This is a genomic window from Agriterribacter humi, from assembly GCF_009192765.1.
Classification (GTDB): Bacteria; Bacteroidota; Bacteroidia; order Chitinophagales; family Chitinophagaceae; genus Agriterribacter; species Agriterribacter humi.
In genome coordinates this window covers 255,939-280,708 of record NZ_VOHQ01000001.1, presented here as the reverse complement: position 1 = coordinate 280,708, position 24,770 = coordinate 255,939, and the positions used below count along the sequence as shown (strand labels likewise).

Annotated in this window: 21 protein-coding genes; 10 read left to right on the top strand and 11 right to left on the bottom strand. The window is 41.0% G+C overall.

Annotated elements, in window-relative coordinates:
- Positions 1 to 4: 4 nt before the first annotated feature.
- The 3 genes from FRX45_RS01030 to FRX45_RS01020 all read right to left on the bottom strand — a co-directional run bounded on the left by FRX45_RS01030 (position 5) and on the right by FRX45_RS01020 (position 2,966).
- A complete protein-coding gene (locus FRX45_RS01030; protein ID WP_193311539.1) occupies positions 5 to 475 on the bottom strand; it encodes an ester cyclase in 471 nt (156 codons plus the stop codon).
- 122 nt (positions 476 to 597) lie between these two features.
- Positions 598 to 1,956, bottom strand: coding sequence for a vanadium-dependent haloperoxidase (locus FRX45_RS01025; protein WP_152266529.1), 1,359 nt, complete (start codon positions 1,954 to 1,956; stop codon positions 598 to 600).
- 140 nt (positions 1,957 to 2,096) lie between these two features.
- On the bottom strand, positions 2,097 to 2,966 hold the full coding sequence (locus FRX45_RS01020; RefSeq protein WP_152266528.1) for a helix-turn-helix domain-containing protein: 870 nt from the start codon (positions 2,964 to 2,966) through the stop codon (positions 2,097 to 2,099).
- Positions 2,967 to 3,189: 223 nt separating this feature from the next.
- On the opposite strand from FRX45_RS01020, the gene FRX45_RS01015 reads away from it, so the two are divergent.
- Entirely contained in the window at positions 3,190 to 3,432 is a 243-nt protein-coding gene (locus FRX45_RS01015) for a YciE/YciF ferroxidase family protein (protein WP_317163082.1), read from the top strand.
- Between the two features lie 108 nt (positions 3,433 to 3,540).
- On the opposite strand, the gene FRX45_RS01010 is transcribed toward FRX45_RS01015, so the two are convergent.
- Positions 3,541 to 4,125 (bottom strand): porin family protein, encoded by a 585-nt coding sequence (locus FRX45_RS01010; RefSeq protein ID WP_152266526.1) that lies wholly within the window; start codon positions 4,123 to 4,125, stop codon positions 3,541 to 3,543.
- Positions 4,126 to 4,489: 364 nt separating this feature from the next.
- On the opposite strand from FRX45_RS01010, the gene FRX45_RS01005 reads away from it, so the two are divergent.
- On the top strand, positions 4,490 to 4,957 hold the full coding sequence (locus tag FRX45_RS01005; RefSeq protein ID WP_152266525.1) for a PA2169 family four-helix-bundle protein: 468 nt from the start codon (positions 4,490 to 4,492) through the stop codon (positions 4,955 to 4,957).
- Between the two features lie 163 nt (positions 4,958 to 5,120).
- Here the strand turns inward: FRX45_RS01005 and FRX45_RS01000 are convergent, their stop codons facing one another.
- The 4 genes from FRX45_RS01000 to ligD all read right to left on the bottom strand — a co-directional run bounded on the left by FRX45_RS01000 (position 5,121) and on the right by ligD (position 13,617).
- Positions 5,121 to 5,486, bottom strand: coding sequence for a response regulator (locus FRX45_RS01000; protein ID WP_152266524.1), 366 nt, complete (start codon positions 5,484 to 5,486; stop codon positions 5,121 to 5,123).
- Positions 5,483 to 9,946 (bottom strand): PAS domain S-box protein, encoded by a 4,464-nt coding sequence (locus tag FRX45_RS00995; RefSeq protein ID WP_152266523.1) that lies wholly within the window; start codon positions 9,944 to 9,946, stop codon positions 5,483 to 5,485. The genes FRX45_RS01000 and FRX45_RS00995 overlap by 4 nt, the downstream gene beginning before the upstream one ends.
- Before the next feature lie 92 nt (positions 9,947 to 10,038).
- Positions 10,039 to 10,908 (bottom strand): SDR family oxidoreductase, encoded by an 870-nt coding sequence (locus FRX45_RS00990; protein WP_152266522.1) that lies wholly within the window; start codon positions 10,906 to 10,908, stop codon positions 10,039 to 10,041.
- Between the two features lie 57 nt (positions 10,909 to 10,965).
- Positions 10,966 to 13,617 (bottom strand): DNA ligase D, encoded by a 2,652-nt coding sequence (ligD, locus tag FRX45_RS00985; protein WP_152266521.1) that lies wholly within the window; start codon positions 13,615 to 13,617, stop codon positions 10,966 to 10,968.
- Between the two features lie 194 nt (positions 13,618 to 13,811).
- On the opposite strand from ligD, the gene FRX45_RS00980 reads away from it, so the two are divergent.
- From FRX45_RS00980 to FRX45_RS00965, 4 genes are all read left to right on the top strand, one after another.
- Entirely contained in the window at positions 13,812 to 14,345 is a 534-nt protein-coding gene (locus FRX45_RS00980; RefSeq protein ID WP_317163077.1) for a low affinity iron permease family protein, read from the top strand.
- A 139-nt stretch (positions 14,346 to 14,484) separates the two neighbouring features.
- On the top strand, positions 14,485 to 14,823 hold the full coding sequence (locus FRX45_RS00975; protein WP_152266519.1) for a Rossmann-fold NAD(P)-binding domain-containing protein: 339 nt from the start codon (positions 14,485 to 14,487) through the stop codon (positions 14,821 to 14,823).
- A gap of 34 nt (positions 14,824 to 14,857) precedes the next feature.
- Positions 14,858 to 15,226: a response regulator gene (locus FRX45_RS00970; RefSeq protein WP_152266518.1), complete on the top strand. Its 369-nt coding sequence runs from the start codon at positions 14,858 to 14,860 to the stop codon at positions 15,224 to 15,226.
- A gap of 252 nt (positions 15,227 to 15,478) precedes the next feature.
- On the top strand, positions 15,479 to 16,468 hold the full coding sequence (locus tag FRX45_RS00965; RefSeq protein WP_152266517.1) for a Gfo/Idh/MocA family protein: 990 nt from the start codon (positions 15,479 to 15,481) through the stop codon (positions 16,466 to 16,468).
- Positions 16,469 to 16,582: 114 nt separating this feature from the next.
- Here the strand turns inward: FRX45_RS00965 and FRX45_RS23105 are convergent, their stop codons facing one another.
- Positions 16,583 to 16,756, bottom strand: coding sequence for a hypothetical protein (locus FRX45_RS23105; RefSeq protein ID WP_193311567.1), 174 nt, complete (start codon positions 16,754 to 16,756; stop codon positions 16,583 to 16,585).
- Between the two features lie 96 nt (positions 16,757 to 16,852).
- Positions 16,853 to 17,782: an alpha/beta hydrolase gene (locus FRX45_RS00960; RefSeq protein ID WP_193311538.1), complete on the bottom strand. Its 930-nt coding sequence runs from the start codon at positions 17,780 to 17,782 to the stop codon at positions 16,853 to 16,855.
- Positions 17,783 to 17,958: 176 nt separating this feature from the next.
- On the opposite strand from FRX45_RS00960, the gene FRX45_RS00955 reads away from it, so the two are divergent.
- The 4 genes from FRX45_RS00955 (at position 17,959) to FRX45_RS00940 (ending at position 21,694) form a co-directional block, all read left to right on the top strand.
- Entirely contained in the window at positions 17,959 to 18,543 is a 585-nt protein-coding gene (locus tag FRX45_RS00955; RefSeq protein ID WP_152266515.1) for a c-type cytochrome, read from the top strand.
- Positions 18,544 to 18,766: 223 nt separating this feature from the next.
- Positions 18,767 to 19,828, top strand: coding sequence for a sensor histidine kinase (locus tag FRX45_RS00950; RefSeq protein ID WP_152266514.1), 1,062 nt, complete (start codon positions 18,767 to 18,769; stop codon positions 19,826 to 19,828).
- Positions 19,825 to 20,910: a sensor histidine kinase gene (locus FRX45_RS00945; protein WP_152266513.1), complete on the top strand. Its 1,086-nt coding sequence runs from the start codon at positions 19,825 to 19,827 to the stop codon at positions 20,908 to 20,910. Before FRX45_RS00950 ends, FRX45_RS00945 begins: the two co-directional genes overlap by 4 nt.
- 1 nt (position 20,911) lies before the next feature.
- On the top strand, positions 20,912 to 21,694 hold the full coding sequence (locus tag FRX45_RS00940; RefSeq protein WP_152266512.1) for a LytR/AlgR family response regulator transcription factor: 783 nt from the start codon (positions 20,912 to 20,914) through the stop codon (positions 21,692 to 21,694).
- On the opposite strand, the gene FRX45_RS00935 is transcribed toward FRX45_RS00940, so the two are convergent.
- Entirely contained in the window at positions 21,695 to 24,766 is a 3,072-nt protein-coding gene (locus FRX45_RS00935; protein WP_152266511.1) for a ligand-binding sensor domain-containing protein, read from the bottom strand. It lies immediately after the preceding gene.
- Positions 24,767 to 24,770: the final 4 nt, after the last annotated feature.

Genomic DNA, 24,770 nt, shown 5'->3' with positions numbered 1-24,770 from the left:
TTGTTCAGCTCAGCGCGCCCAATTGCTGCAATAAACTTAATTCATCAAAATTGCTCCAGCATTCCGACACCTTACCATTTTTTATATAATCTATATCAATTGAAGAAACCTTAAAAGATCTCCCGGTAGGAGCAAATCCTTCAAAACTTCCCAGATGCGTGCCTTCCGCAATAAAGTGTGTTACCACTTTATCACCTTCAGCAAACTGGTCTTTAATGGTGAATTTAAGATCAGGGAAAGCAGTGCGCAGCGCAACGATAAAATTCCGGGCACCATCGGGCCCGTGAATTTCCTTATCGGGGTTTAGGGAGTGGATAACGAAATCGCCGGAAACCATTTCGTTCATATGCGTATAATTTCCCCTGTTGTACATCTCCTCAACGGCGCGGCGAATTAGGTTTTTGTTGTGCTCCTGTATTGATTTTCTTTCCTGCACTTCCCCGGCAGTATTCACTGAATTCTGTTCTGTTTTCATGATTGAAATTTTTTTGATTTTAAATATAAAAGATACTGTGGTGTTTGCGCCCGGCATCAACCATGTCGTGCAACACCAACCGTTGGATTATCAGTAGAATTGGGCTGGATTAAAATCGGAGATCATTTTTTAAACTTCAATTGATTTACCAGGGCAGCCACTTTTCTACCTTGCTTCAGGCCTTCGTCCATAGAAAAACGATAGTGAATGCCTGCCTGTAAACGGGAGAACGCGGCTTCTTTGGCATACGCTTCAAACGAATCGAAACTGCGTGGGCCATAACTGTCATCGAAGCTGTGGTCTGTGAACGGGAAATTTTTTCCAAATGCTTCTTCCAGCACAGCAGCATTTGCCACAGATATCGTTGCATGCGCTGATGTATACTCGGGAAATGGCGGAGTATGTATTACAGGGTGCCATTCGCTATGCCCAAGTACGGTACGGATATACGTAATTGGCCGCACCAGGTTATAATAAAATTTTGTTTTAACGCAGGATATAGCAGCGTCATTTGCTGCAATGCCAGCTTTGCAATACAGAATTGCTGCATCCTGCAAAGAAAGTTTTTTTAATACTACCATCTGCGTAGCAATATGGGCTGCATGGGAAGCATCTTCAAATACTGCCACTTCACCGGGAGTAAGCAGTTCATAGGCCCAGAATTTTGCAGTTAATGAATCTTCATGACTAAGGTTTTGAGACATGGTATAAATTTCATTTACTGCATTATAAAAATCTGATCCGGGTTTTTCTGAGTAAGGAGGTGGAGCCGCCGGTTGTGTAGCTTCAGCAAGTTCCGGAATAAAGGTGCGGTTATTGCCCCAGTAAGGGTAAACAGGTTGCGAAAAAGGATATTCACCTGTAGGCACCCATTTACCCGGACCTGCCGGAGGAATATAACTGTCTGAAAAGGGATTTTTATAGGCCTCATGTCCGCCATCTGTTTTGGACCATTCAAAAATGGCACTGGCAATTTGCTTTCCGAAATCAGCAGATCTTTCCAATGTCTGAACATCGTTGCCGGCCCGGAACGCGTTGTAAAAGTAGGCTTCCAGGGAATCAACAGATTGCAGCAATGCCGGGCTTGTATGCGGCAATAAATTTTTGAGCATAAAAGCTAAGGCAGCATTGGCGCTGGCGGGCCAATAGTATAGCTTTCCCTCTGTAATGGCAGGCAATGTTAATGCCCCATTGAGTTGTGGCGCTATGGATTGATAACCCTGCATACCCGGTACGATGGATTCATACATCGCAAGTCCTGTATAGGCACAGACACGCCCGGTAACATGTGGAAGTAAGCCCGGCGTTCCCACAAAAAGCTTTTGCTGCATTTTTATCCAGGCAATAGCTACATCAGCGGGATATTTTTTTGGGGGTGTTCCCGGAACATCATTTCTTTTACAATTGGCAGAAATAAATAAAATTCCGGGTATTAAGAGTATAGCCGCAAATGACAGGACTTTAAAAATTTTCTTTTTCATATCATTTCTTTTTTATGTTATGTTGAATAAACGCAGAGCCGGTATCGCATTACAAAACACACGTTTGCTTTTCAAAAACGGTTGCGTAAATCAGAACATAAAATTAGAATGACAGGAAGAGAACGAAGTTGCTGAAAAGTTTAAAAAAGATGCTGTGAGGTTTTACCCGGGGTAAGACCGTACTTATTCTTAAATGAGCGGTTAAAATGCGACCTGTTCTCAAATCCGCTCATCTCACAAATTTCATCAATACTGCAATCAGTGGTTTCCAGTAAATACCGGCTGTATTCAAGCCGTTTTTCCTGCAGCCATTTACCCGGTGTTGTTTGAAAGATACTTTTAAACTCTTGTTTAAAGGCAGACAGGCTTCTGGCACATAAACGGGAAAATTCATTAAGAGACAGGTTGTTGAAAAAATTGGCTTCCATTATTTCTTTGATAGATGGCTTCGCTGATGTGCAAAGTTCACTTAGAAAACATTTTAAAGTCCGATGGGTATTATTCGAAAGAATATTTACCAGCAATTCTTCAAACTTAAGTTTAAGCAACGTTTCTGAGGGTGGGGTGGGCTGGCGGAAATAGGTAAGTAAAGAATGAAAATAAGCATCCAGCACAGCATCCGTAGTAATGGGAATAATTGTATCTGTTTTTCCTTTAAATTCTGAAGTAACTAAGGGTACTCTATATTTTTGAAATACGTTTTTAATAAAATCGTCCGAAACAAAAACCCGCAACTCACAAAAGTCTTCCTGGATAATATGCCGGTACCCCATTATGCTTCCCTTTTTAATAAATCCGCAGTCACCCGCTTTAACCCTATATTCTCCCCTGAGTGTTTTCAATTCCATTTCTCCGGAAAAGACGTAGGTAAAAAAATTATCATGCCACCAAAGTCTTTCTGCCGGTTCATCTGTCTCAACCGGGCATATAATCTCAACAAATAGCAGTTCATCTATTTTAAATTTTTTGAAGAGGTTGTTATTCCCAATAAAGTCCTGCACATTGATCATGAATCGCTGAATTTATCAGTATATAAAGGTAGGGCTCTTTGCAGCAAATAAAAATAGGGCAGAATATTTACGTTAACAAGTCTCAATCCCGGCGTAGTGCTTATTCATGCGCTGCCCGGGTTTATTTTACCCCATACGGAAAGTAAGTTTTTCCTTCATCATCTCAAACTGTGTAATATTTTCCTCCTGCCAGTAATGCGGGATCTCCTGAAACGTATTATTTATTGCTGAAACCGAAGATGGAAGTATGACGCGCGATGTCGGCATTATTATTTCGGCTCAAAAAGTGGAACATTACGAAATAGCGGCTTATGGGGGATTGGTTCAGCTTGCTCATACTATGGGTCTGGAAGATGTGGCAGGCATTTTACATGAAACATTAGAAGAGGAAAAGCAAGCTGATGTATTGCTTACTGAAATCGCTGAGCATAATATTAATTGGGAAGCTGAGCACGAAGAAATGTAAACACGATATAGGCATAGTACCTGTATGCTTTTAAAACTAAGTTGAAAAAAAACGGGCTGATGCTTATGCATCAGCCCGTTTTTTGTGTAAGCTTATTTGAAAAAAATATTACTTGTTATTGAAAATGGTATAAAATACACTGATTTGTACAGTACTGTTTTTATAATCCGGATTTACACCTCCGCCAAAATCAATATCACCTACCTTGGAAAGTCCCGCTATATAACGTGCACCTATACCCAGACCCATTGAACTGTGGTAACCTACGCCTGCGGCGAGCGCTACATCAAGGTTTTTCACATCTGTATTAACGCCGCTTATCTTATCGCTCACCTTTAATCCAAACTGCGGGCCTGCTTCTACATACAACCCGCCTCCCGGGCTTTGAAGTTTCACCATAATAGGAAGTGTTGCATAAGTTGCTTTAAAATTTTCTTCCTCAGAGGCCTTTTTGAGTTTTGCTCCCTGCGAAGAAACCAATAGCTCCGGTTGAATGGAAAGGATAGATCCAAATTTCATGTTTACAAATGCTCCCGCATGGAAACCAACCATTGTATTGCTTTTTACATCCTGGTAGTCATCGCCACGGAAGTTGCTGATATTAGCACCCGCTTTAAGGCCTAACTGAAAGTTTTGGGAAAAAGCCGGTGCACTGCATAGTGCCACTGCGAGCGATAGCGTTAAGTACTTCATACATTCAAATTTTTTATTACCCTATTCCTTCAATTATATTGCCAATAATGTATTATGAAATGTTATTTGTTATAAACTGTTACCGGGTTGCAGCGTATGCTTAACATCCGGCTTTCGGGCCATTGTAACGGTTTAGATTGGCGGGCTATAATATGTTGTAGAAAATATTACACGTAACTGTTCCTTTTTGTCCTTTATACTACAAAAAGCAAGTGTAAAAAATTGCGGTACGGTTTTTTGAGCTTTTATTTTCGTCCAATGTTGTTCGGATAAGTATATAGGACTAAACCGGGGAATCCGGCAAATGCATATATACATCTTATTGCATGAACAACATTCATTAATCATCTTAAAAAACACAATTATGATCAGTACTGAAAACAATGTGGCTGTATTAAATGATTTAATTCAAATCAATAACGACCGTATAGAAGGTTATGAAAAGGCTGCCAGGGAAACAGAAGTTATTGACGCTGATTTGCGTGCTCTTTTTACACGAATGGCCAATGAAAGCCGGGAATATGTTTCGGAGCTCAGGAGTTATATTCATCAAACCGGGGAGGGAGCCACTAATTCTACCACTGTCAGCGGAAAAATTTACCGGGCGTGGATGGATGTTAAAGCAACTTTTGGTGGAAAAGACAGAAAGTCTATCCTCGAATCCTGCGAATTTGGAGAAGATGCCGCTCAAAAAGCCTATAAAACGGCACTTGACAATGCACCTGATGATGAACTGTCGCCCGATGTAGTGCAGCTCATTGCTGAACAAAAGGCCATGCTCAGAAGATCACATGATGAAATTAAAAGATTGCGCGACAATCAGTCTGCATAATCATTTAAATAATGAATGGCCTTTCTTTTCCGGAAGGGCGGAAATTTTCTGACAGAGAAATGACAGGGAGTTTTGGGATGATTAAAAACCGGAATGGCAACAGGGGACGTTGCTGTTCCGGCTTTTTAAAATGCATTGGATAAAATAGCTGGAATTTTAGCTTTCAGGCATCCCTGGTATATTGCTGCACTGTTGATAATAATTCGTCTATTTCGAAAGGCTTTGAGAGGTAGCCATCTGCCTTGCAATTATGACTGAGTTCCTTAATATTGACGTTGGCAGAAATAATAACTACTGGTATATGTTTGGTTTGGACATTATCTTTTAACTGTCTGCAGATATCTGAGCCATCTACCCCCGACATCCAGAGATCAATCAATAGCAGATCAGGAGCTTTTTCAGAAATACTGTTCAGGTTTTCCGGATTGGCCGAAGTATCTATCTTATATCCTTTAAATTCCAATACCATTCTCATCGAATCAAGGATATCCTTGTCATCATCCAGAATAAAAATTTTTTTTTCTGTCATTTGTTTTGGTCTTTATTAACGGGAAGGCTAAAGTAAAAAGTTGATCCTTTTGTCGGTTCACTCTCGAACCATATTTCCCCCGATTGTTTTCTTATAATTTCAGCCGATATATATAAACCCAGTCCTAATCCCGGGAAAGTATCAAATTTTTCCCCCTCTACCCTGTAAAACCTGCTGAAGATACGGGATTGTTTGCTTTTATCTATGCCAATGCCAAAGTCCTTTACAGCGCAAACTATTGAATCGTTGTGCCTGTTAACTTTTACAATTATTTTATTGGCTTTGGGTGAATATTTAATGGCATTGGTAATAAGATTGATCAATACCTGTCCTGTTCTTTCCCTGTCCCCTGTAAGCAGGCAATTAAAAAATATTTCTGTTACGATAGTATGGCTGGTAGAAATACGCTGCAGTTCTTCTGCTGTTTCATTTACCAGATCGGTGAATGAAAATACTTCTTTTTTGAAGGCCAGTTTGCCTTCATCCAGCCGCGTAATGTCGAGCAGGTCGCTTATGAGTGTATTTAATTTACTTATCTGCACATCCATGCGGCGCATAATGGCAGATGAAGCCTCATCTCCGGCAGTTGAGAACTTCATTTCCAGTAATTGTGTGAAAGCTTTTAGTGATGTTACAGGGGTTTTGAGTTCATGACTTACGATACTCATGAATTCATCTTTTTGCTGCGATAATTTCTTGTTATCCGTAATGTCTGTACAGGATCCTATATACCCTTCAAAATTTTTATCTTCATTATAATTGGGAAGCCCTGAATTGAGAAACCACCGGTAATCTCCTTTTTTATCTTTCAGGCGGAATTCCATTACAAAAGATGTTTCCTTTGGTTTTGCATTAAAAAAAGCGCCTGTTGTAATTTCCCTGTCTGCAGGGTGTACAGCATTAAGCCAGCCATCACCCAGTGCAATTTCCGGTGTTTGACCTGTATAATCGTACCATTGCTTATTAAGATAGGTGCAATTGCCATTGTTATCGGCCATCCAGATTATAACAGGAATGGTGTCGGACAGATTGCGGAAGCGGTTTTCACTTTCAATTAACCGGACCTCCATTTTTTTGGCTTCTGTAATATCAATGCTTACCGTTGTAAGAAAATTAATATTATTGGATCCCTTTATCAGCGATACACTGTTGTTTACCCAAACCACGGAGCCATCGGGTTTGAGATATCGCTTTTCCATTGTAAAGCTTTTCTCTTCTTCTGCACAACGCTTCAATAAAAGTATAATTTGCTGCCGGTCATCCGGATGTGTTACATCCGGAATACGCATTTCTAAAAGGGATGCTTCAGAACGGCCGGTCAACTGGCAATACTGTTCATTTACCGCAATAAACTTACCGGCAATATCGGTTTGTGCTATTCCTGCTCCTACCTGGTTTATAATATTGCCGAATCTTTCTTCACTTAACTGAAGGGCTTTCCGGATTTTTGTATTTTCTGTTATATCCAGTAATAAATTGATAGCGCCGGTTATTTCACCTTCATTGTTCAAAATAGGTTGGGGATAAGGCAATACGTGGCGGCGGCTGCCATCCGGACGTTCAATAATAATTTCAAAAGTTTCAACCCGGTTGTATTTTAATGCAATAGCCATGGGGCATTTATCGAAAGGAAGCAACTCGCCGTTAGTCTGGAATATTTTCCATGATCCGCACCATAATTCCGTACCCACCTTAGGTTCGCGGCCCCAAAGTTCCACGGCTGCATGGTTGTACAGTAAAATCCTTCCTTCTTTATCGCAGGTATAAAGCGCAACGGAGATACTTTGTATTAAGTGGCGGTAACGGAGTTCGCTCGTTTCTATTTTTTTGCGGGCGGTTACATGTTCAGTGATATCATAAGCAGCTATCATTATCCCCAATATGCTTCCGTCTTCTTCGCGGAGCGGTTCAATCACGACCTTTGCAAAAATAGCGTTCGGCTTTCCGTTTCGCAGCAACTGCACCTCTATTTCTTCAATCACCATTCTTCTGCCGGTTTTAAATACGCTGCTGAAAATGGCTTCAAATCCCTGGTTCCTTATTTCAGGCATAGCTTCAAACAGGGGTTGATACATGATTTGTTCCTTCGGCCTGCCTATAATCTGAAGGGCCATTTCATTGATGATCTCAACAATAAAATCAGGTCCATGCATTACAGCTATAGCCACCGGGGCCTGTTCAAATAAATTATTTAGCTGGTGCTCGACATGTTTCCTGGTTTGGGCGATCTTGATTTGGGCATGAACCCTTGCCAGTAGCTCCTTTGCCGAAAAAGGTTTTACTAAATAATCATCAGCGCCGGTTTCGAATCCTTCGATTCTTGATTCTTCACCGGACCGTGCTGTAATAAGCATCACAGGAATATCTTCTGTTTGCCTGTTCTGCTTTATTTCTTCCGTGAGCCGTATGCCATCCATTACCGGCATCATAATATCACTTAAAACAACCAGGGGTTTTTCAGCTTTAATTATGTGTAAAGCTTCCATCCCGTTGCCGGCGGTAAGCACGCGATATTTTTTTTCGAGCAGGCTTTGAAGATATTCCCGCATGTCGGCATTATCATCAACAACCAGTATGCCCGGGGCGCCGATGTTTTTATTTTCATCATCAGTTGTGTCTTTTATTTTTGGTTTAAAGTTTCCCGGTAAAGCAAATGAATCTCCTATATAGGAATCCGAAATGACGTCTTCAATATCTTTGTCGCTGGTATTGATTTGTGAAACGGGCAGGTGTGCTTTGCCGCAAGGTATAGCAACCCTGAAAATGCTTCCCTTTCCTTCCTGGCTTTCCACACTGATAGTACCACCATGAAGACGAACGAGTTCATTGGTCAGCGACAGTCCGATACCCGTGCCTTCATGTGTTCTGCCGGTTACCTGCTGCACCCGGTGAAAACGCTCAAACATGTGCGGCAATTCTTTTTCCGGAATTCCCACTCCTGTATCCTGCACTTCCAGAATAACCTGGTTATTTTGAGCATATAGCGAAACAGAAATTTTTCCGTTGAATGTATATTTAAAAGCGTTCGACAACAAATTAAAAACAATTTTCTCCCACATCTGTTTATCTGCATACACCAGTTCTTTAATGGGCTGTGCTTTTACTTCCAGTGCTAACCCGGCCTTTTCAATAGTGGAACGAAAATTACCGGTAAGGTTAGTGGTGAACGATGCAATGTCTGTTAAGGAATAACGGGCCGTCATTCTTCCTGATTCGATGCGGCTGAAATCGAGGAGGTTATTTACTAATTTAAGCAACCGCATGGCATTGCGGTGGGTGGTTTCAATGCTTTGTCTTTCGCTCTTGTTTAACCTGTCTTCCGGGGCGTTGATCAGTTCTTCAAGGGGGCCCAGCATGAGTGTAAGCGGGGTGCGGAATTCGTGGCTGATATTGGAAAAGAAAACGGTTTTAGCTTTATCGAGTTCTTCAAGCGCATCGGTTCGTTTTCGTTCTGTTTCAAAAATGCGACTGTTATTGATTCCGGATCCTATCTGATCGGCAATAAACTTAAAAAACCTTTGATATTTATCATTAAGAATACGATGAGGATTGATGCCTACTTTTAGAATGGCATAAGGAATTTTTTGCTGGCTATGTGCTACGGGCAATACTAAGGCCTTACGAATTGTACTATCCCATGCTCCTGCAGGTAAATTTCCGAATCTTTCAAGCAAATCATCGGATATTACCGCTACGTTTCCAAGGGCCGCATCGGCCAATCCATGAAACCGGCCCGAATGCTTATCCAGGTCAATTTCATAAGGAAAAAATTTTTCCAGATCCTCCGATGTTTTATCTGCCAGCGAAAGCTTTTTCCCGTCCCGGCTTACCTCATAAATAAGGGCAAAAGGAAAGTCTTTGGGGTTTTGTTTAATGACTTCAATGCTTTTTTGATATACTTCCAGGTCTCCCGTGAGATTTAAAATGTTTTTACCGAGACTGGTAAGTGTTTGCAACTGCCTTTCCAAGGTAACGGCGTCTGTTGTTTCTGTAACGGCGCAGAAAACGCCTTCTACTTTTCCATTCTCACCATAAACAGGACTGTAAGAAAAGGTGAAATAGCATTCTTCCATAAAGCCATGTCTATAAAGCAGCAACAGTTGATTATCGGACCAGGTTGCTTTTCCGGTTTGAAGCACACTCTCCAGCATGGGACCTATAGTATGCCATATCTCCGGCCAAACTTCTTTTCCTCTTGCACCTAATGCATGGGGGTGCTTTGCACCGAGTATAACGCTATATGCATCATTGTAAATTTTTACCAGGTCTTTTCCCCACCACACGACCATTGGAAATTTGGAATTGAGGCACAAACTAACGGCAGTGTGCAGACCTTGGGGCCATTTTTCAAACGAACCTACGGATGTATTGACCCAGTCAAAATTCCGGATACGTCCATTCATCTCACCATCACCTGAAATGAAATGCGTTTTATCAGTTAAAGATTGTGCTGTTGACATAAGTTCAGGAGGCTTATCTATTAAATCATCATAGTAATCAAAATATGTTAAGTTAAGGTTTTATTTATTGCGCAGGATATAAAAACACAACTTTAGCCATTTACAATTTCTCCTCCGTTAGGATGGAGGAACTGGCCCGAAATATAACCGGAATCGGAACAGGCCAGGAATAAATAGCATGGAGCAATTTCAACCGGCTGGCCAGCTCTTTCCATAGGGGCGTTACTGCCGTGCTGCGCTACTTTTTTACTTTTAAAGCTTGATGCTATAAGCGGTGTCCGTACAGGACCGGGCGCCACGCCATTTACCCTGATGCCTTTTTTTATAAGATTGGCCGACAAACTCCTGGTAAAAGAAACAATAGCACCTTTTGTAGCCGCATAATCCATTAAGGAAGGACTCCCACGATAAGCTGTGACGGATGCCGAGTTAATGATGCAACTACCTTTCTTCATATGGGGCAGGCATGCTTTAGTGATCCAGAACATGGAAAACACATTGGTTTCAAAAGTTTTAATCATTTCACGGGTGCTTATTTTTTCTAAAGATTTATTTTCAAAATGCAACCCGGCATTATTAACAAGAATATCTATACGTCCAAATGCTGCGATCGTTTTTTTGATCAGTTCCTTACAATGTTTTTCTTTTGCAATATCGCCGGCAACCAGGAGGCATTTTTTATGATATTGCTGTTCGATAATTTTTTTTGTTTCACCCGCATCTTTTTTTTCGCTGAGATAACTGATCGCTATGTCGGCTCCTTCTTTGGCAAACAAAATGGCTGCTGCTTTGCCAATACCACTGTCTCCGCCGGTTATTAATGCTACTTTATTATGAAGCTTATTGCTTCCTTTTTGTTGAGGGTAATCAAATACAGGCTTAGGTTGCATTTTTTGCTCTGAACCCGGTCTTTGCTGCTTCTGTGGTTTCCTGATCTGCTTTTTTGTTATAGTAGTTGGCATAGTTTATATTTTTGAAAATACAGAATGTTGATCACACAGCTGACTGAAACATGCAGCTTACAATTTTTCCAATTTAGCGATCACAGCTTTCATGCTGATTCCCTTTCCCAGAACCGGCTTAAATAAATCACCTTCCTGCTTTATTCTTGACAACGCATTGTGTATGGTAAAGTCATGCATGCTTAATCCTTTTTTTACTTCCTCCCAATGAAGGGGCATGGATACTGTGGCGCCAGGCTTGGGGCGCAGCGAATACACCGTTGCCAGGGTAGCCTGGGGGCGGTTTTGCAAAAAGTCGAGATAGATTTTTCCTTTGCGTTTTGCAGTAGCTCTTTCAATACTGGTAAACCCGGGTAATTGTTCATGAACAAATGTTACAATCATTCTTGCAAATTCTTTAGACGACTCATAGGTATACGCTGCCTCCAAAGGAATATAAACATGCAGGCCGGTGGAGCCGGAGGTTTTGCAGTAAGATGTAACGCCGGCACTTTCAAGCACCTGTCGTGTAACCTGTGCCGCTTCTATAACCTGGTCGAATTTATTTTTATCCGGATCCAGATCAATAATGCACCAGTCCGGGTGATCAGGCGATTGTATGCGGCTGCTCCAGGGATTCATTTCAATACATCCCAGCGAGGCCATATACAGCAGGCTGGCTTCATCTGTACAAACCATAAAATTCTTATCTCTTTCATCTTCTGCGCTGCGGTATGGAAAAGTTTTTATCCAATCCGGAACTTTACCCGTTACATCTTTTTGGTAAAAGCTTTTGCCATTAATTCCATTTGGATGGCGGTTGAGCGACTGGGGGCGGTCTTTTAAATGAGGCAATATGTAGGGGGCTACCTGGTAATAATAATTCAGCATATCGCGTTTGCTGATCTTTTCTTTGGGCCAATATAACTTGCTTAGGTTAGTAAAAGAAAGCTCATGCCCGCTGATCTTTCTTTTCTGTTGCTGATCATTGGGATTCAGCAGTGTTTTTCTTTCGGTTTTACCCTTTTTTATAAGGATCTTTTTTTCATCCGGCACATGGTTTTTGTTTTTCAGCAATTGTTTGGTTGATAAAGGCTTTTCCGGGTGTACATCCTGTGCTTTTTTATCTTCCCGCATTCCCTCAAAAGATGGATGACGCATTACACCATCGGTGGTCATCTCCGTATAGGATACCTCGCAGATCAATTTTGGCTTAAGCCAGGTAACGGTTGCCCTGGGAGGGTGGGAGCGAAAGCGGGAAGGCTTATTTACGTCAGGTTCAACGGTAAAAGGATTGGTTTTCGTAATAAGGGGTTTAAACCTTTTCATCATTTCCTTTTGCGTCTGCTCCGAAAAACCGGTTCCAATTTTACCGGTATATACAAGTTTATTCTTTTCGTATACGCCTGCCAGTAAGGCACTGAAATGTTTTGGACTGCCTTCATTTTGCGTATAGCCACCAATTACTACTTCATGGCGTTTGGCGGCTTTAATTTTAAGCCATTCTTTCGACCTTGACCCGGGAGTATATAAAGAATCCGCTTTTTTTGCCATGATGCCTTCAAGCTTCATTTTTTTGGCTGCTTCAAAAAATTCCGTTCCCGTAGTGTCAAAGGTCTGGCTGATGTGTATCATAGGATGAGCGGGCAGGGTACTTATTAATTTTTCTCTTCTTTCATTTAACGGAAGTTCCATAAGCGAATAGCCATTCAGCCATAATATATCAAATACATAAAATTTCAGTTCACCGTCAGCTTCACTGCGCCAGTTCTGTAGTTTGCCAAAATTGGACAATCCCTCTTCATCAGCTACTATAATTTCTCCATCGAGTATTGCATTTATTTTCAGATCTTTTAGCGCAGCATAAACAGGGTAAAATTTTTCATTAAAGGATTTATTGTTTCTCGAACGGAGGTCTGTATTTTTACCGTTAAGCAATGCGATGGTACGGTACCCATCCCATTTAACTTCGTAGAGCCAGCCTTCTTCATCAAAAGGTTTATCTACAAGGGTTGCCAGCATGGGTTGAAGTGTGGTAGGGAATTTCATTTTTTTCCCCGTATTGGCTATTGCCTTTTTTCCGGAAAGTGGCTTAATGTTTTTTTGTACTGCACTGAATCTTTTGGTGGTTTTTCCATAAATAGCCGATGAATCATCGCTTTCAATTTGCTTTAAGGTTCTGCCCGAAACCACTGATTTTTCTTTCTTTAATATCTCCGTGGTTTTGGCGTATTTATCTTTTACTTTCATTAGTAACCATGAATTTTCACCGCGGTACGAAGATTTTACGAGCGCAAACTGCCCTTTTAACTTTTCTCCGTTCAGGTTAAAAACGATCTTTCCTTTATGAAGTTGATGCAGTAGTTCTTTTTCTCTTGCTTTTTTTGTTGTAAAATTTCCTTCGGCCAGTTCATAAGTGCCCTCATCCCAAACCATTACTGTACCGCCGCCATATTGTCCTTTTGGAATAACGCCTTCAAAAGTCCTGTAATCAAAAGGATGATCTTCCACCATCATTGCCAGTCGTTTAACCGAAGGGTCTGTGGAAGGACCCTTTGGAACTGCCCAGCTTTTGAGCACTCCGTCCATTTCAAGCCTGAAATCGTAATGCAGGTTGGTGGCCGCATGTTTTTGAACAACGAAGCGCAGTTCATCGCCGCTGGATTTTCCACCGGTAGGCTCAGGAGTTTGGGCGAAGGCACGTTTTTTTTTATAAGTACTGAGTGACATAACATAAGCAGTTTAAAATGCATGCCAAAAAATAATTTTTATCTGCCTGCCGGCAAACATGTTTGAGATTACTTGGGGAATATTTTCTGCAAATGATTTAGCAGCATCTGTTGTTTCCCCGCCTCCCCCTGGGTGATCTGGATAAGGTTCATGGCATGATTTGTGAATCCTGAAGATTAGGAAAGGGAAAGATAATGCAACATTTTCCTGTACAATTTATTTCCAAACACAAAATGAATAAACGTACTTCAAAAAGGAGGGTATCAAATCTTGGACGGGTCTTTAATAAAATTTCTGGTTGGATGACCCGGAAAACCGGGAGCCCCGGGGCTTTTATTCTTGCTTTCAGTCTTATAATCCTGTGGGCGGCATTAGGACCGTTATTTGATTATTCAGACACCTGGCAATTGGTGATTAACACGGGCACTACTATCATTACTTTTCTCATGGTTTTTATTATCCAGCAATCTCAAAACAAGGACACGGCAGCTATCCATTTAAAATTAAACGAACTAATTGCCAGCGATGAAAGGGCGAGTAACCGCCTTGTAGATATCGAGGATCTGACGGAAGAGGAATTAATGATCCTGAAGAAATTTTATATTAAGCTTTCTGAAAGGGCAGAAAAAGAGAAAGATATCCATTCTTCCCACTCGCTTGACGAAACTGGCGATGCTAACTATAAACTGCAACCGAGAAAGAAACCAACGCCCGGGAGGCAGAGATAGACCTTGTTTGTCGGGGTTATGCGGGAAGTGTGACCGGGTTCCTGCTATTTTTATCATTTTTCATCTTCTTTTGCATTCCACCGTTACCGGCACAATAATAGTTTTACAAATCCTGTTTACTTCAAATAAAATATTTGAAATGGAGGCAGATCTTCACTATGCATTAATTACGGGAGCGGCAGATGAGGAAGGCTATGGACTGGCTGATCTTTTTGCAAAAGACGGATTTAACCTGGTAATAATGGCAAGAGACCATGAAGGTTTGAGTAATATAACCGGGGAATTAAAGCAACAATACGGGATTAAAGTAATAACTATTTCCAAAGACCTGTTTTTGTCAAAAAATGTTTTGGGATCTAATAATGAACTTATAACTACTGATATTCAGGTTGATTTATTGCTATCGGTGCAGGGGCGTATTTATATGGTAAGCTTATTGAAACCTATATTTAAAAAAGACTACCGGCTGCTCAATTAACCTGATCTTAAAATATAGATCAATCATTCACCTTATGGAAAGTACTCCCCAAAAGAAAAACATAGTGGTTACTGATGACGATCCCGGGATACGGGATATTTTCAAAATAATTTTTGAAACAGCAGGCTATGAAGTACAATTGATAACAAATGGCGATGACCTCCTGAATAATAAATTTGATATTCCTGATCTTTTTTTGCTTGATAAACAATTGTCCGGTGTTGATGGCATTGACATTTGCCGGTATTTGAAGAAGCAAAATACAACATCTCACTTACCTGTTATTATGATTTCAGCAAACCCTCATATTGGTAAACTGGCTGAAGAAGCAGGAGCAGATGCTTATATTGAAAAACCTTTTGAAGTAAAATATTTGCTTGAAATGGTGGAAAGATATATTTGAAAATTTTCCTTGTCCACTTTACGCCGTGATTTCCGATAAAATCCGGGGCAAACAATTTTTTCATGAAGAGGGGAAATATTTCTACAGTCCCTGTTTTCTAAACAGAAATGCATGCTTCTTCAGCATAACAAGCAGGTGCTTTATTAGGCTGTACTGCCAAAGCTCAACAATTGTTCACTCATATAAACAGATGCATTTTGTTCGATAAAAGCCATGGCAGGGAAATTGACTTATTAGCTGAAAATATTACATATGGAACCTGTTAAATGGGGAATTATCGGACCGGGAAGCATTGCCCGTGAATTTGTATCGGACCTGGCTTTTGTTAAAACGCCGCAGGAGGTTGTTGCAGTGCTTGGGAATAGCAAAGACAGCACCATGGAATTTGCCGGCACATTTAATATTCCACATGTATTTTTTGAGCTCGATGAATTTATTGCAAAAGGAAATATGAACGTGGTATATGTTGCCACTCCTCATACCCTCCATCACGGGCAGGTGATGAAATGCCTGCAACACCGGATACCGGTATTATGTGAAAAACCGCTCACTATTAATGAAACTCAATGTAAAGAACTGGTGGATGCAGCTATATCAGCACAAACTTTTTTAATGGAAGGTATGTGGATCCGGTTTTTGCCCGGTATACGACTGGTTATGTCGTTGCTTAAGGAGGGTAAGCTTGGCGAAATTGTTTCCATCAAAGCTTCCATGGGATATAAAGCGCCGCCTGACCCGGATAGTCGTTATTTTGATCCTGCATTGGGCGGTGGCTCTTTGCTTGATCTTGGAGTATACCCTGTTTTTCTTGCGTTATTGCTATTGGGAGCGCCGGATACCATCAAAGCCGTTGGAACTTTATCGGAAAAAGGAATAGACGAAACCTGTTCGATTCTTTTTCACTATAATAAAGGGCAGCATGCTACGCTGGAATCCTCGCTGAAATCGGAAACGAAGCTGCCGGTAGAAATAGCAGGAGAAAAAGGAACAATTAAGATATTGTATCCGTGGTTTGAAAAAACACCCGGCATTGAGCTGCAATTGTATAATGAGGCGCCTGTAACTTATCCCATACAGTGGGAGGGACATGGACTTTATTTTGAAACAGAAGAGGTACTAAGCTGTATACAAAATAAGCAAATAGAAAGTAAATTGTTATCGCATGCTTTCAGCATCGAAATGATAAAAATAATGGACGAGATCAGAAGCCAGGTAAATGTTAGTTATACCATGCACGAATAGGCGGATCGTTAAGAGAGATTGGGGAATATTATATTTCCCCAATTGGCGTAACAGAACAATAATGATGTTGTTCTATGCTTATACATACAGGTAACAAAAAGAAGGAAACCGCCGCTATTTCTTTCTTGCTTTTGAAATAATCCATAGTATAAGCGCTACAACAATCGCCACCAAAAAGAATGCCCACCACATTCCGGCTTTAAAAATACCTTCCACTACAGTGCAGCCGCTGAATAAAAAAATAACAGCCATAGAAATCATCACGGGAAATAATCTTTGTTTGCTCATACTGATCGTTTACATGATGAATTTCAATTATTGTACCATTTCTATTGTTATTGTGAAACAGGTATGCGGCGGATTCCAATTTTCTTTTTCCTAGTATTACCTAAATAGCTCCTCATACAAAAAATCTGCAGCAAACTGACCAGCTTCCTGCCAGCGGACTTTGGTTGCCTTGCCCGCCCAAAAGGGGTTGAATTTTTTCTGCAGTTCATGCGCATATCCTTCATATACTTTTAAACGGTTGGGAATATGCAGGGCATCCGCATTTTTATGGATAATAAAGCTTCCATAAACGCCATTATCCGTTTTCCTAAACGGTACTATCCTGTCTTTACTGCCATGTACGCTTACTATGGGTACGCCGGCATTTTTTAACCAACTGGTATCGAACATGCCTCCCCAGAAATTAATTACTGCAGCTATATGCAGGGGATTGCGGGTAGCGGATACCGGACTGGAAGCGGCAGCAACCTGCATGCGCTGCCTCATTAATTCCGCATTGCTGTAAACCGATTGCAGGGCTATCATGCCTCCGGCCGAATTGCCGGCCAAAATAATGCGGCTGGTATCAATCCTGTATAAACCATTGTTTTCTTTGAAAAAAGAAAGAACCTGGTTAATATCTTCTATAGCATCCGAACATGCCTTTACCAAAGCTGTGAAATCTGATAAAGTATTTTTTTTACTTAACCTGTAATTTACTGCGGCGCATACGTAACCCCGTTGTGCAAAACGTTTGCTCCATAGGGGTGTTCCTCTTGATTTTTTATTACCGAATTTAAAACCACCACCGTGCATCCAGATGATCAGCGGGCGGCTGCTACTGGTATCATTTTGGGGCTGGTATAAGTCGAGCAGGTAATATTTTTCTTTTGCATGCGCAGGTGGATTGGGCTGATAAACAAGGTCTTTGTTCACTGTAATGCCTGTGAAAACCCGGTCTTTATACCGGGTGGTTTGCCACTGCCCGCCGTAAAGTGGCAGAGTTAAGCATATCATAATACAACCCGTAATAAATAAGTTAAGCATAGTTAAAGTTAAGCGCAATACGCAGAATATCATGCATCTCCCCCTGTTGGTAATGACAATGATCAATTCATCAGGCGCTAATAGCAATTCATACATAGCGTTATAGGCTGCCGCGAAGTTGCACTATACTTTTGATGCCAAATGATTTTTAACTATCAACACTCAATATGATGTTTATGCGTACAATAATTTTTGTTGCTATCTTTTTAATTGCAATTGCTTCAGTTATTATAAGCTGTAATACACGAAGCAAAGCGGAAACAGTTCCCGCCGCAATCAATAAAGACAGCCTTGTAAAAAGAGGGGCTTACCTGGTAACTGTAATGGGTTGCGATGATTGCCATTCGCCCAAAAGGATGGGAACTCACGGACCTGAAATTATTCCTGAGTTAAGACTTTCGGGCTACCAGCAAAATATGCCTTTGGCCCCGGTTAACACCGACGAAATCAAAAAAGGATGGGTTCTCTTTAGTCCGGATCTTACCGCTGCCGCGGGGCCATGGGGCGTTTCATTCGCCGCTAATATTACCAGCGACCTCACTGGCATTGGTAGCTGGACGGAATTGCAATTCACAAAAGCACTGCGCGAAGGAAAGTATAAAGGACTGGATAATACCAGGCCTTTGTTACCACCGATGCCATGGCCCAATTTTGGTCAGTTAAACGATACCGACATTAAAGCGGTTTTTACCTTTTTGCAATCTACAAAACCAGTAAAAAATATTGTGCCGGCGCCGCAGCAACCGGCCCGGATGCAGTAGTATCCGAATGCGTACTATTTGAGAGGGCATGCAGCAGGCTTGTTTGAAAGATACAGTAAGGCAACTTCTTTACGCGTACCCCGCAAATTAATGATTCAAACACCTTGTGGAAGGCTAATTTATACAATTCATACACCGTTTTCCTCAATTCATACAGCCGTAGCCACAGTTTATTTTGTGAAAACCGGTGAAACAGGGAAAAGATGGTAATTTGTAAAAACAAATGAAAATCAGATTACCGCAATATACGAGCAAAGATTATACTGTGATGTTTTGGGTAACCGTTCCCTTTTCATTCATCGTGAATAGTATTATTTTCGGTGGACTGTATTTTTCGGATTGGAGCGTGTTTGTACTGGCTACAATAATAACCTGGGCAGGCGTTTGTGTTGATTTTATACTATGCGGTATTGTAGCGGTTACTTTAAAGAAGCGGTTTCCATTAGAACAGCAGGTAAGTAAAAGGTTGATTCTAATGATACTGAACTTCTGGCTGCTGACCCTTGTTTTTTTATATTCCCTTTTCAGGGGATATGAAAAGATACCATTTTGGGATTACACATTTAATGAAACGGCTTTTATCTGGAGTTGTATCGGTTTGGGTATTCTTAATGTGTTCCTTACTTTTTTAATGGAAGGTGTGGCCCGGTACGATAACTGGAAGGAAAGTATGGAGGAAACGGAAAAATTATCAAAAGCCTATAATCAAAGCCGGCTATTGGGTTTAAAGAGCCAGGTGAATCCTCATTTTTTGTTCAACAGCCTTAACTCACTCTCGAGCCTGATCAGTGAAGATGGCGCTGCAGCCGAAAAATTCCTGGATGAAATGAGTAAGGTGTACCGCTATATGCTTCGCAACGAAGACGACCAGTTGGTTACTTTAGAAACGGAACTGAAGTTTATTGAATCTTATTTTTTTTTATTAAAAGCAAGATATGGCGATGCACTGCAGCTAACTGCAACGATTGAGGAAAAGGATAAGTTAAAATGCATGCCGCCGCTTACTTTGCAGGTGATCATTGAAAATGCATTTTCCCAAAATACGGTAAGTAAAAATGCACCGCTCAAAATCGGCATCAGGTCAAAGGGTAACGGCGTGCTGGAGATCAAAAATAATATCCAGCCTAAAACCGTAACGGAAGAGATGAACTATGAAGCGGGGCTCGACAATCTTGTAAACAAATACCGGCTGCTTGTACAGCTTCCTGTGCGTATTGAAGATAGGGCTGCAGAACGCTGCATACAGGTGCCCCTGATTCATAAAAAAGAGGAGGTAAACTTATGAACAGGTGGATGAGACCAACACTTCTGCAGGTATACTCTTTTTTTACGTCTATGCCGCTTATTGATTTTGTACTCAATTATATCATGTATGACGAAAGAATATTTAAAGATGCAAAAGTATGGCTGATCTCCTTTCCGCTGATATTTGTTATAGGTGTGGCTTCATGGTCGGGGCATGTTGTTATTGGCAACGCAATAAAAAAACGGTATCCCCAACTGGAGCAAACCAGGATAAGGATCATTATTCTTGCCCTGCTTCTTGTTCCCTTTATGTCGCTTTCTGTGACATTCATATTTCTGCTCTACGACCAGCTTGGTATGTTGGGTTATACACTTACGGAAGCTGATCTGAAAGCGGGTTTATTGGTAGGGTTTTGTGTAAACCTGATTTTTGAAACACTTTTTGAAGCCGATTATGTATTGGGCAAGTATAAAGAAAGTATTGAAGAAAAAAACAGGATGCGGGATCTGGCTGTTCAGCAGGAATTTGATACGCTCAAAAGCCAGGTTAATCCCCATTTTCTTTTTAATTGTTTCAACACTTTGTCATCGCTGATCAGTGAAGACAGGCAAAAGGCGGAAAGCTTTTTAAATGAGCTTAGCAAAGTATACCGCTATTTATTAAGGAATAATGAGGATGGGTTAAGTACTGTTGAAAATGAGGTGAAGTTCATTCAATCGTATTACAAACTTTTACGTACCCGCCATGGAGAAGCAGTGCAATTGAACATGGAAATTGATAAGCGATACGAATCGTATTTGCTGCCGTCATTAACATTGCAGTTGCTGGTAGAAAATGTGGTGAAACATAATTCTTTGTCTAAAAATTACCCGGTGGTGATTGATATTTTTACTACCGCGGGAAATAAACTGGTGGTAAATAATAATCTCCGGCACAGGGTAGTAAAAATACAGGGAACCAAAGTAGGGTTGGATAATATAAGCGCCAAATACAAATTATTAAATAAGCAGGGCTTCCAGGTAATGGCGGATGAAAGAAATTTTACGGTGGTATTGCCACTGATATGGAATGGCAGCACCGAAGACAAAGCCGGCCATGCAAACAAAACAAAAACCCTTTAATATGAAAATACTAATTGTGGAAGATGAAGATCTTGCGGTAAAAAAATTGCAGAAAGCCCTGTCCGGAGTAGATGTTTCATCGCAGGTAGTAGGCGTTACCGACAGTATCAAAGCTACGGCCGAATGGCTTCAGCAGCACCCGGCTCCCGATCTGATACTGATGGATATTGAGCTGGCAGATGGCCAGAGCTTTGAGATATTCAACCTGGTGGAAGTAAAAAGCCCGGTAATCTTTACCACTTCTTACGATGAATATGCATTAAAAGCTTTTAAGGTAAACAGTGTTGATTACCTGCTCAAACCTATTCAAAAGGAAGAATTGCAGGCGGCTATGGATAAATATAAAAAGCTGCAATCATCATACAATAACAATAAATCAGGCGATGCCGGTTTAAGCATTGACAACCTTGTGAAAGAACTTCAACGGAAGCTGCAACCCAAAGAGTATCGCAAACGTTTCCTGGTTAAGCAGGCACAGAAATTGGTTAGCATTGAAGTGGATGATATTGCTTATTTCTACAGCGACGGGCGTTTGAACTTTTTTAAAACCACAGATAATAAAAAATTCGTGGTGGATTATACCATGGATGAACTGGAAGAAATGCTGGATGCTGAAAAATATTTCCGGATCAGCCGCGCCTTTTATGTGTCCATAGGTTGTATAGACCAGATCCATGATTATTTTGGCAACCGTTTAATGCTGCACCTGGTTCCTGCTGTAGACAAAGAAGCGCTGGTTAGCCGTGAAAAGGTGACTGAGTTTAAAAAATGGATGGGCAAATAATCAAAGGTTTGCCGGGATTTTTAATATCACTACCGAATGAGATTTATCTAACTGCATCTTAAGCCTGGCGTTAATTTCTTTTAACCGTTTATCCAGGTCGGGTCTTTGCAAAGCGCTACCGAGTTGCTGTATATCGCTGCCATTGTTATCAAACTGGATAGTGCAGATGATATTTGTTTTTTCCAGACCAATATGAATGCGGTTGTTTTGAGCGCCACCTTGAACAATGGTATTGATCACCTCCTTAAATAACAGGAAAGATTCAAGGCGATGTTTCATGTTCAGTTCCAGCCTTTCTACTTTTTTGTCTACCAGTATATCAATTTGCGTGGAATGCCTGTTCTTTAAAGCATCTGTATACTCTTTCATGCGTTCCACTGTTTTACGCATGCTGTCGTTTTCAGGATCAATTCCCCAAAGCATATCATCCATGGCAATGATCATGTTATGACTTTTGGTATGAATCTGTTCCAGGTATTCTATTGATTTAACAGGCTCCTTGCTGGCTTTCAGCTTCGCTATTTCACTCAGTATATTAATATTATTTAAAGCTGTATTTACTTCCTCATGGAGATTGTCTGCGATATCGCTGCGCATTTGCTGCATGCTTTCCTTTCTTTTCATTCTTTCCTTGTCCAGCCAGTATATTATGCATCCTGCCAGTAATGCCAGTATACAGTAAAACAGCCATGTTTGCCAGAAAGGAGAATGCACGATGATTTTAAATTCAGTGGCTTTGGCGCTCAGAACGCCATCTGCATTTTCGGAAATTACCTTAAAAGTATAGGCGCCGGGAGGAAGATAATTGTAAACAGCTTCATTAACTTCACTCGCTTTTTTCCACTCTTTATCAATATTTTCAAGCTTGTAGTAATACGATAATTTATTCCTGTTGAAATAGCTTAAGGATGAAAAACTGATGCTGATGTAATTCTGGGAACTTTGCAATTCGATGCCGCCGTGCTGCAGTAATGAATCAACAGAAAGCGGTTTGTTAAACAGTTTAAATCCGGTAATGGTTACATTCCTGGGCGGTAAATTGGTTTGTATGTCATCGGGGTTAAAAACCAGGAAATCGTTTGTTGTACCGAACAGCATTCTGCCATCGGGTAAATAGTGTGAGGCAATATCGAAGTTGTCGTTTGCTATACCATCATGCCGGTCGTAATATGTAAACGTTTTTTTCTCCAGGTTCATCCTGCATAGCCCGTTTAAAAAGCTTATCCATAAATACCCGTCCATGTCTTTTTGGATGCTGGTTGCGGATTCAGAGGGCAAACCATTCAATGCTGTAATATAGCTGATGGTATGGGTATGGGTATTGTAAATGTTAAGCGCCCCTGTTAGTAAAATCATTATACTGTCATTATACTCCAGTGCAGTTATTGCATCGTTGTTCAATAGCCTTTTTGCCGGCGTACCGTTGCTGGTAATATGTTCAACAATGCTGTCGTTCGCCGGGTTTATTTTGTATATACCTTCAGTTGCAGTACATATCCATATAAAACCTTTGGAGTCTGCTGTGATTCCCTGGATCTTAATATCGGGAATACTATTGACCTTATAAAAACCATCTTCGAAATTTTTTGTTCCGGCGCCGGGTGTCCATTTGTACACGCCTGAGCTATGCATACCGAGCCATATATTTCCCTGCTGATCTTCCGCAACCTGCCTGATGGTGCGCCCCCCGAATATTTTTGGATTGTATTTTTTTACGCTTTGGGTTGGCTGGTCGTATAACATCACTACCGAAGGCTGTCCTACCATCCAGATTGTTTTTTTATCCCTGAGGGTATGCATGTCCCATATGGAATATTTGCAGAGCGAATCCATTCCTTTAATGTTAAACGGAACCGCATTGAGATTGCTGTCATATTGATAAAGGCCATCTCCCCATGTACCTGTTAACAATTGGCCTGAATGAGTGAGTGCAAAAGACATTAAAGCTCCGCGCCCCGCTTTCTGACTGTTGCGGTTAATATGCTTGATGCTGCTAAAGAACTGCTTGGAAGGGTTGAATACATATAACCCGTTATTGTCGGTAGCTACCCAAATGTTTTGTTCGCTGTCTTCAAACAGGCATTTTACGCTTTCATAACTGATACCCTGATCGTTTACATAGCCGTTGTAAACTTGCTGAAAGTTTTTTTGAAGCGCATTGTATTTTATAAAAATGTTCAAACCGGCGATCCATATGGATCCGTCTTTTTGCTGAAGAATGCAGGAGGGTTCAAAATAGCCTTTAACCAAAGGAACCAGGTTGTAGTCTTTAAAAACTGCTTTTTCTTTATTTAAATCATAGCAATAGATCAGCCCCCAGTCTCTTGTATAAGGCCAGCTTAAAAACCACAGCCGCCTTTGGGCATCCACCCCATAATTGCTTAATCCCGTAATATTTCCGAACTGTTCAATAAAAGGTTCCTTTTCTGTATTGTGTCCGCGGTAACTGAGCTGTCGTGTTACTTTATTAAAGACTGCCATTCCCGAATCTGTTGCTATCCAGTATTTTTTTGCAACCGAATCTTCAACCACGTTCCCCACACTCCAGTTGGGGGGTAGGTCAAAAGGATTATGAGCAGCAGCGAATTCATTGTTTTTTTTGCTGAATGTCAGTATCTCTTCATGCGGTATCACGTAAAAGAGGTTGCCACCGCTATCTTCAAGCAAAGACCTGATGGCTGTAAGGTGCCGCTGATTTTTCAGCCTGATCTTCACCTCTTTAAAAATGAACTGGTGGGTATCGAATATGCCAACCTTACCATTGTTTAATAAAACCCACAAATGCTGCTCTTTGTCAATATGCAACTGGTAAATATAATTATCCGGCAAAGCATCCGGATCGGCAGGGTTATGGCGGAAGGTTATGAAGCGGGTACCATCAAAGCGCTGCAGGCCATTAATGGTTGCTATCCACATATAACCCTGCTTGTCCTGCACAATACTTTGGGTATTATAGCTGGCAAGGCCATCTTTTACGGTGTAGTGCGTAAAAGCATATAGCCTGCTGTCCTGTGCAGGCAGGTTTTGAAGGAAATTCAAAAAGCAAAAGAGAAACCAGTATACTTTCCGCAAGTAA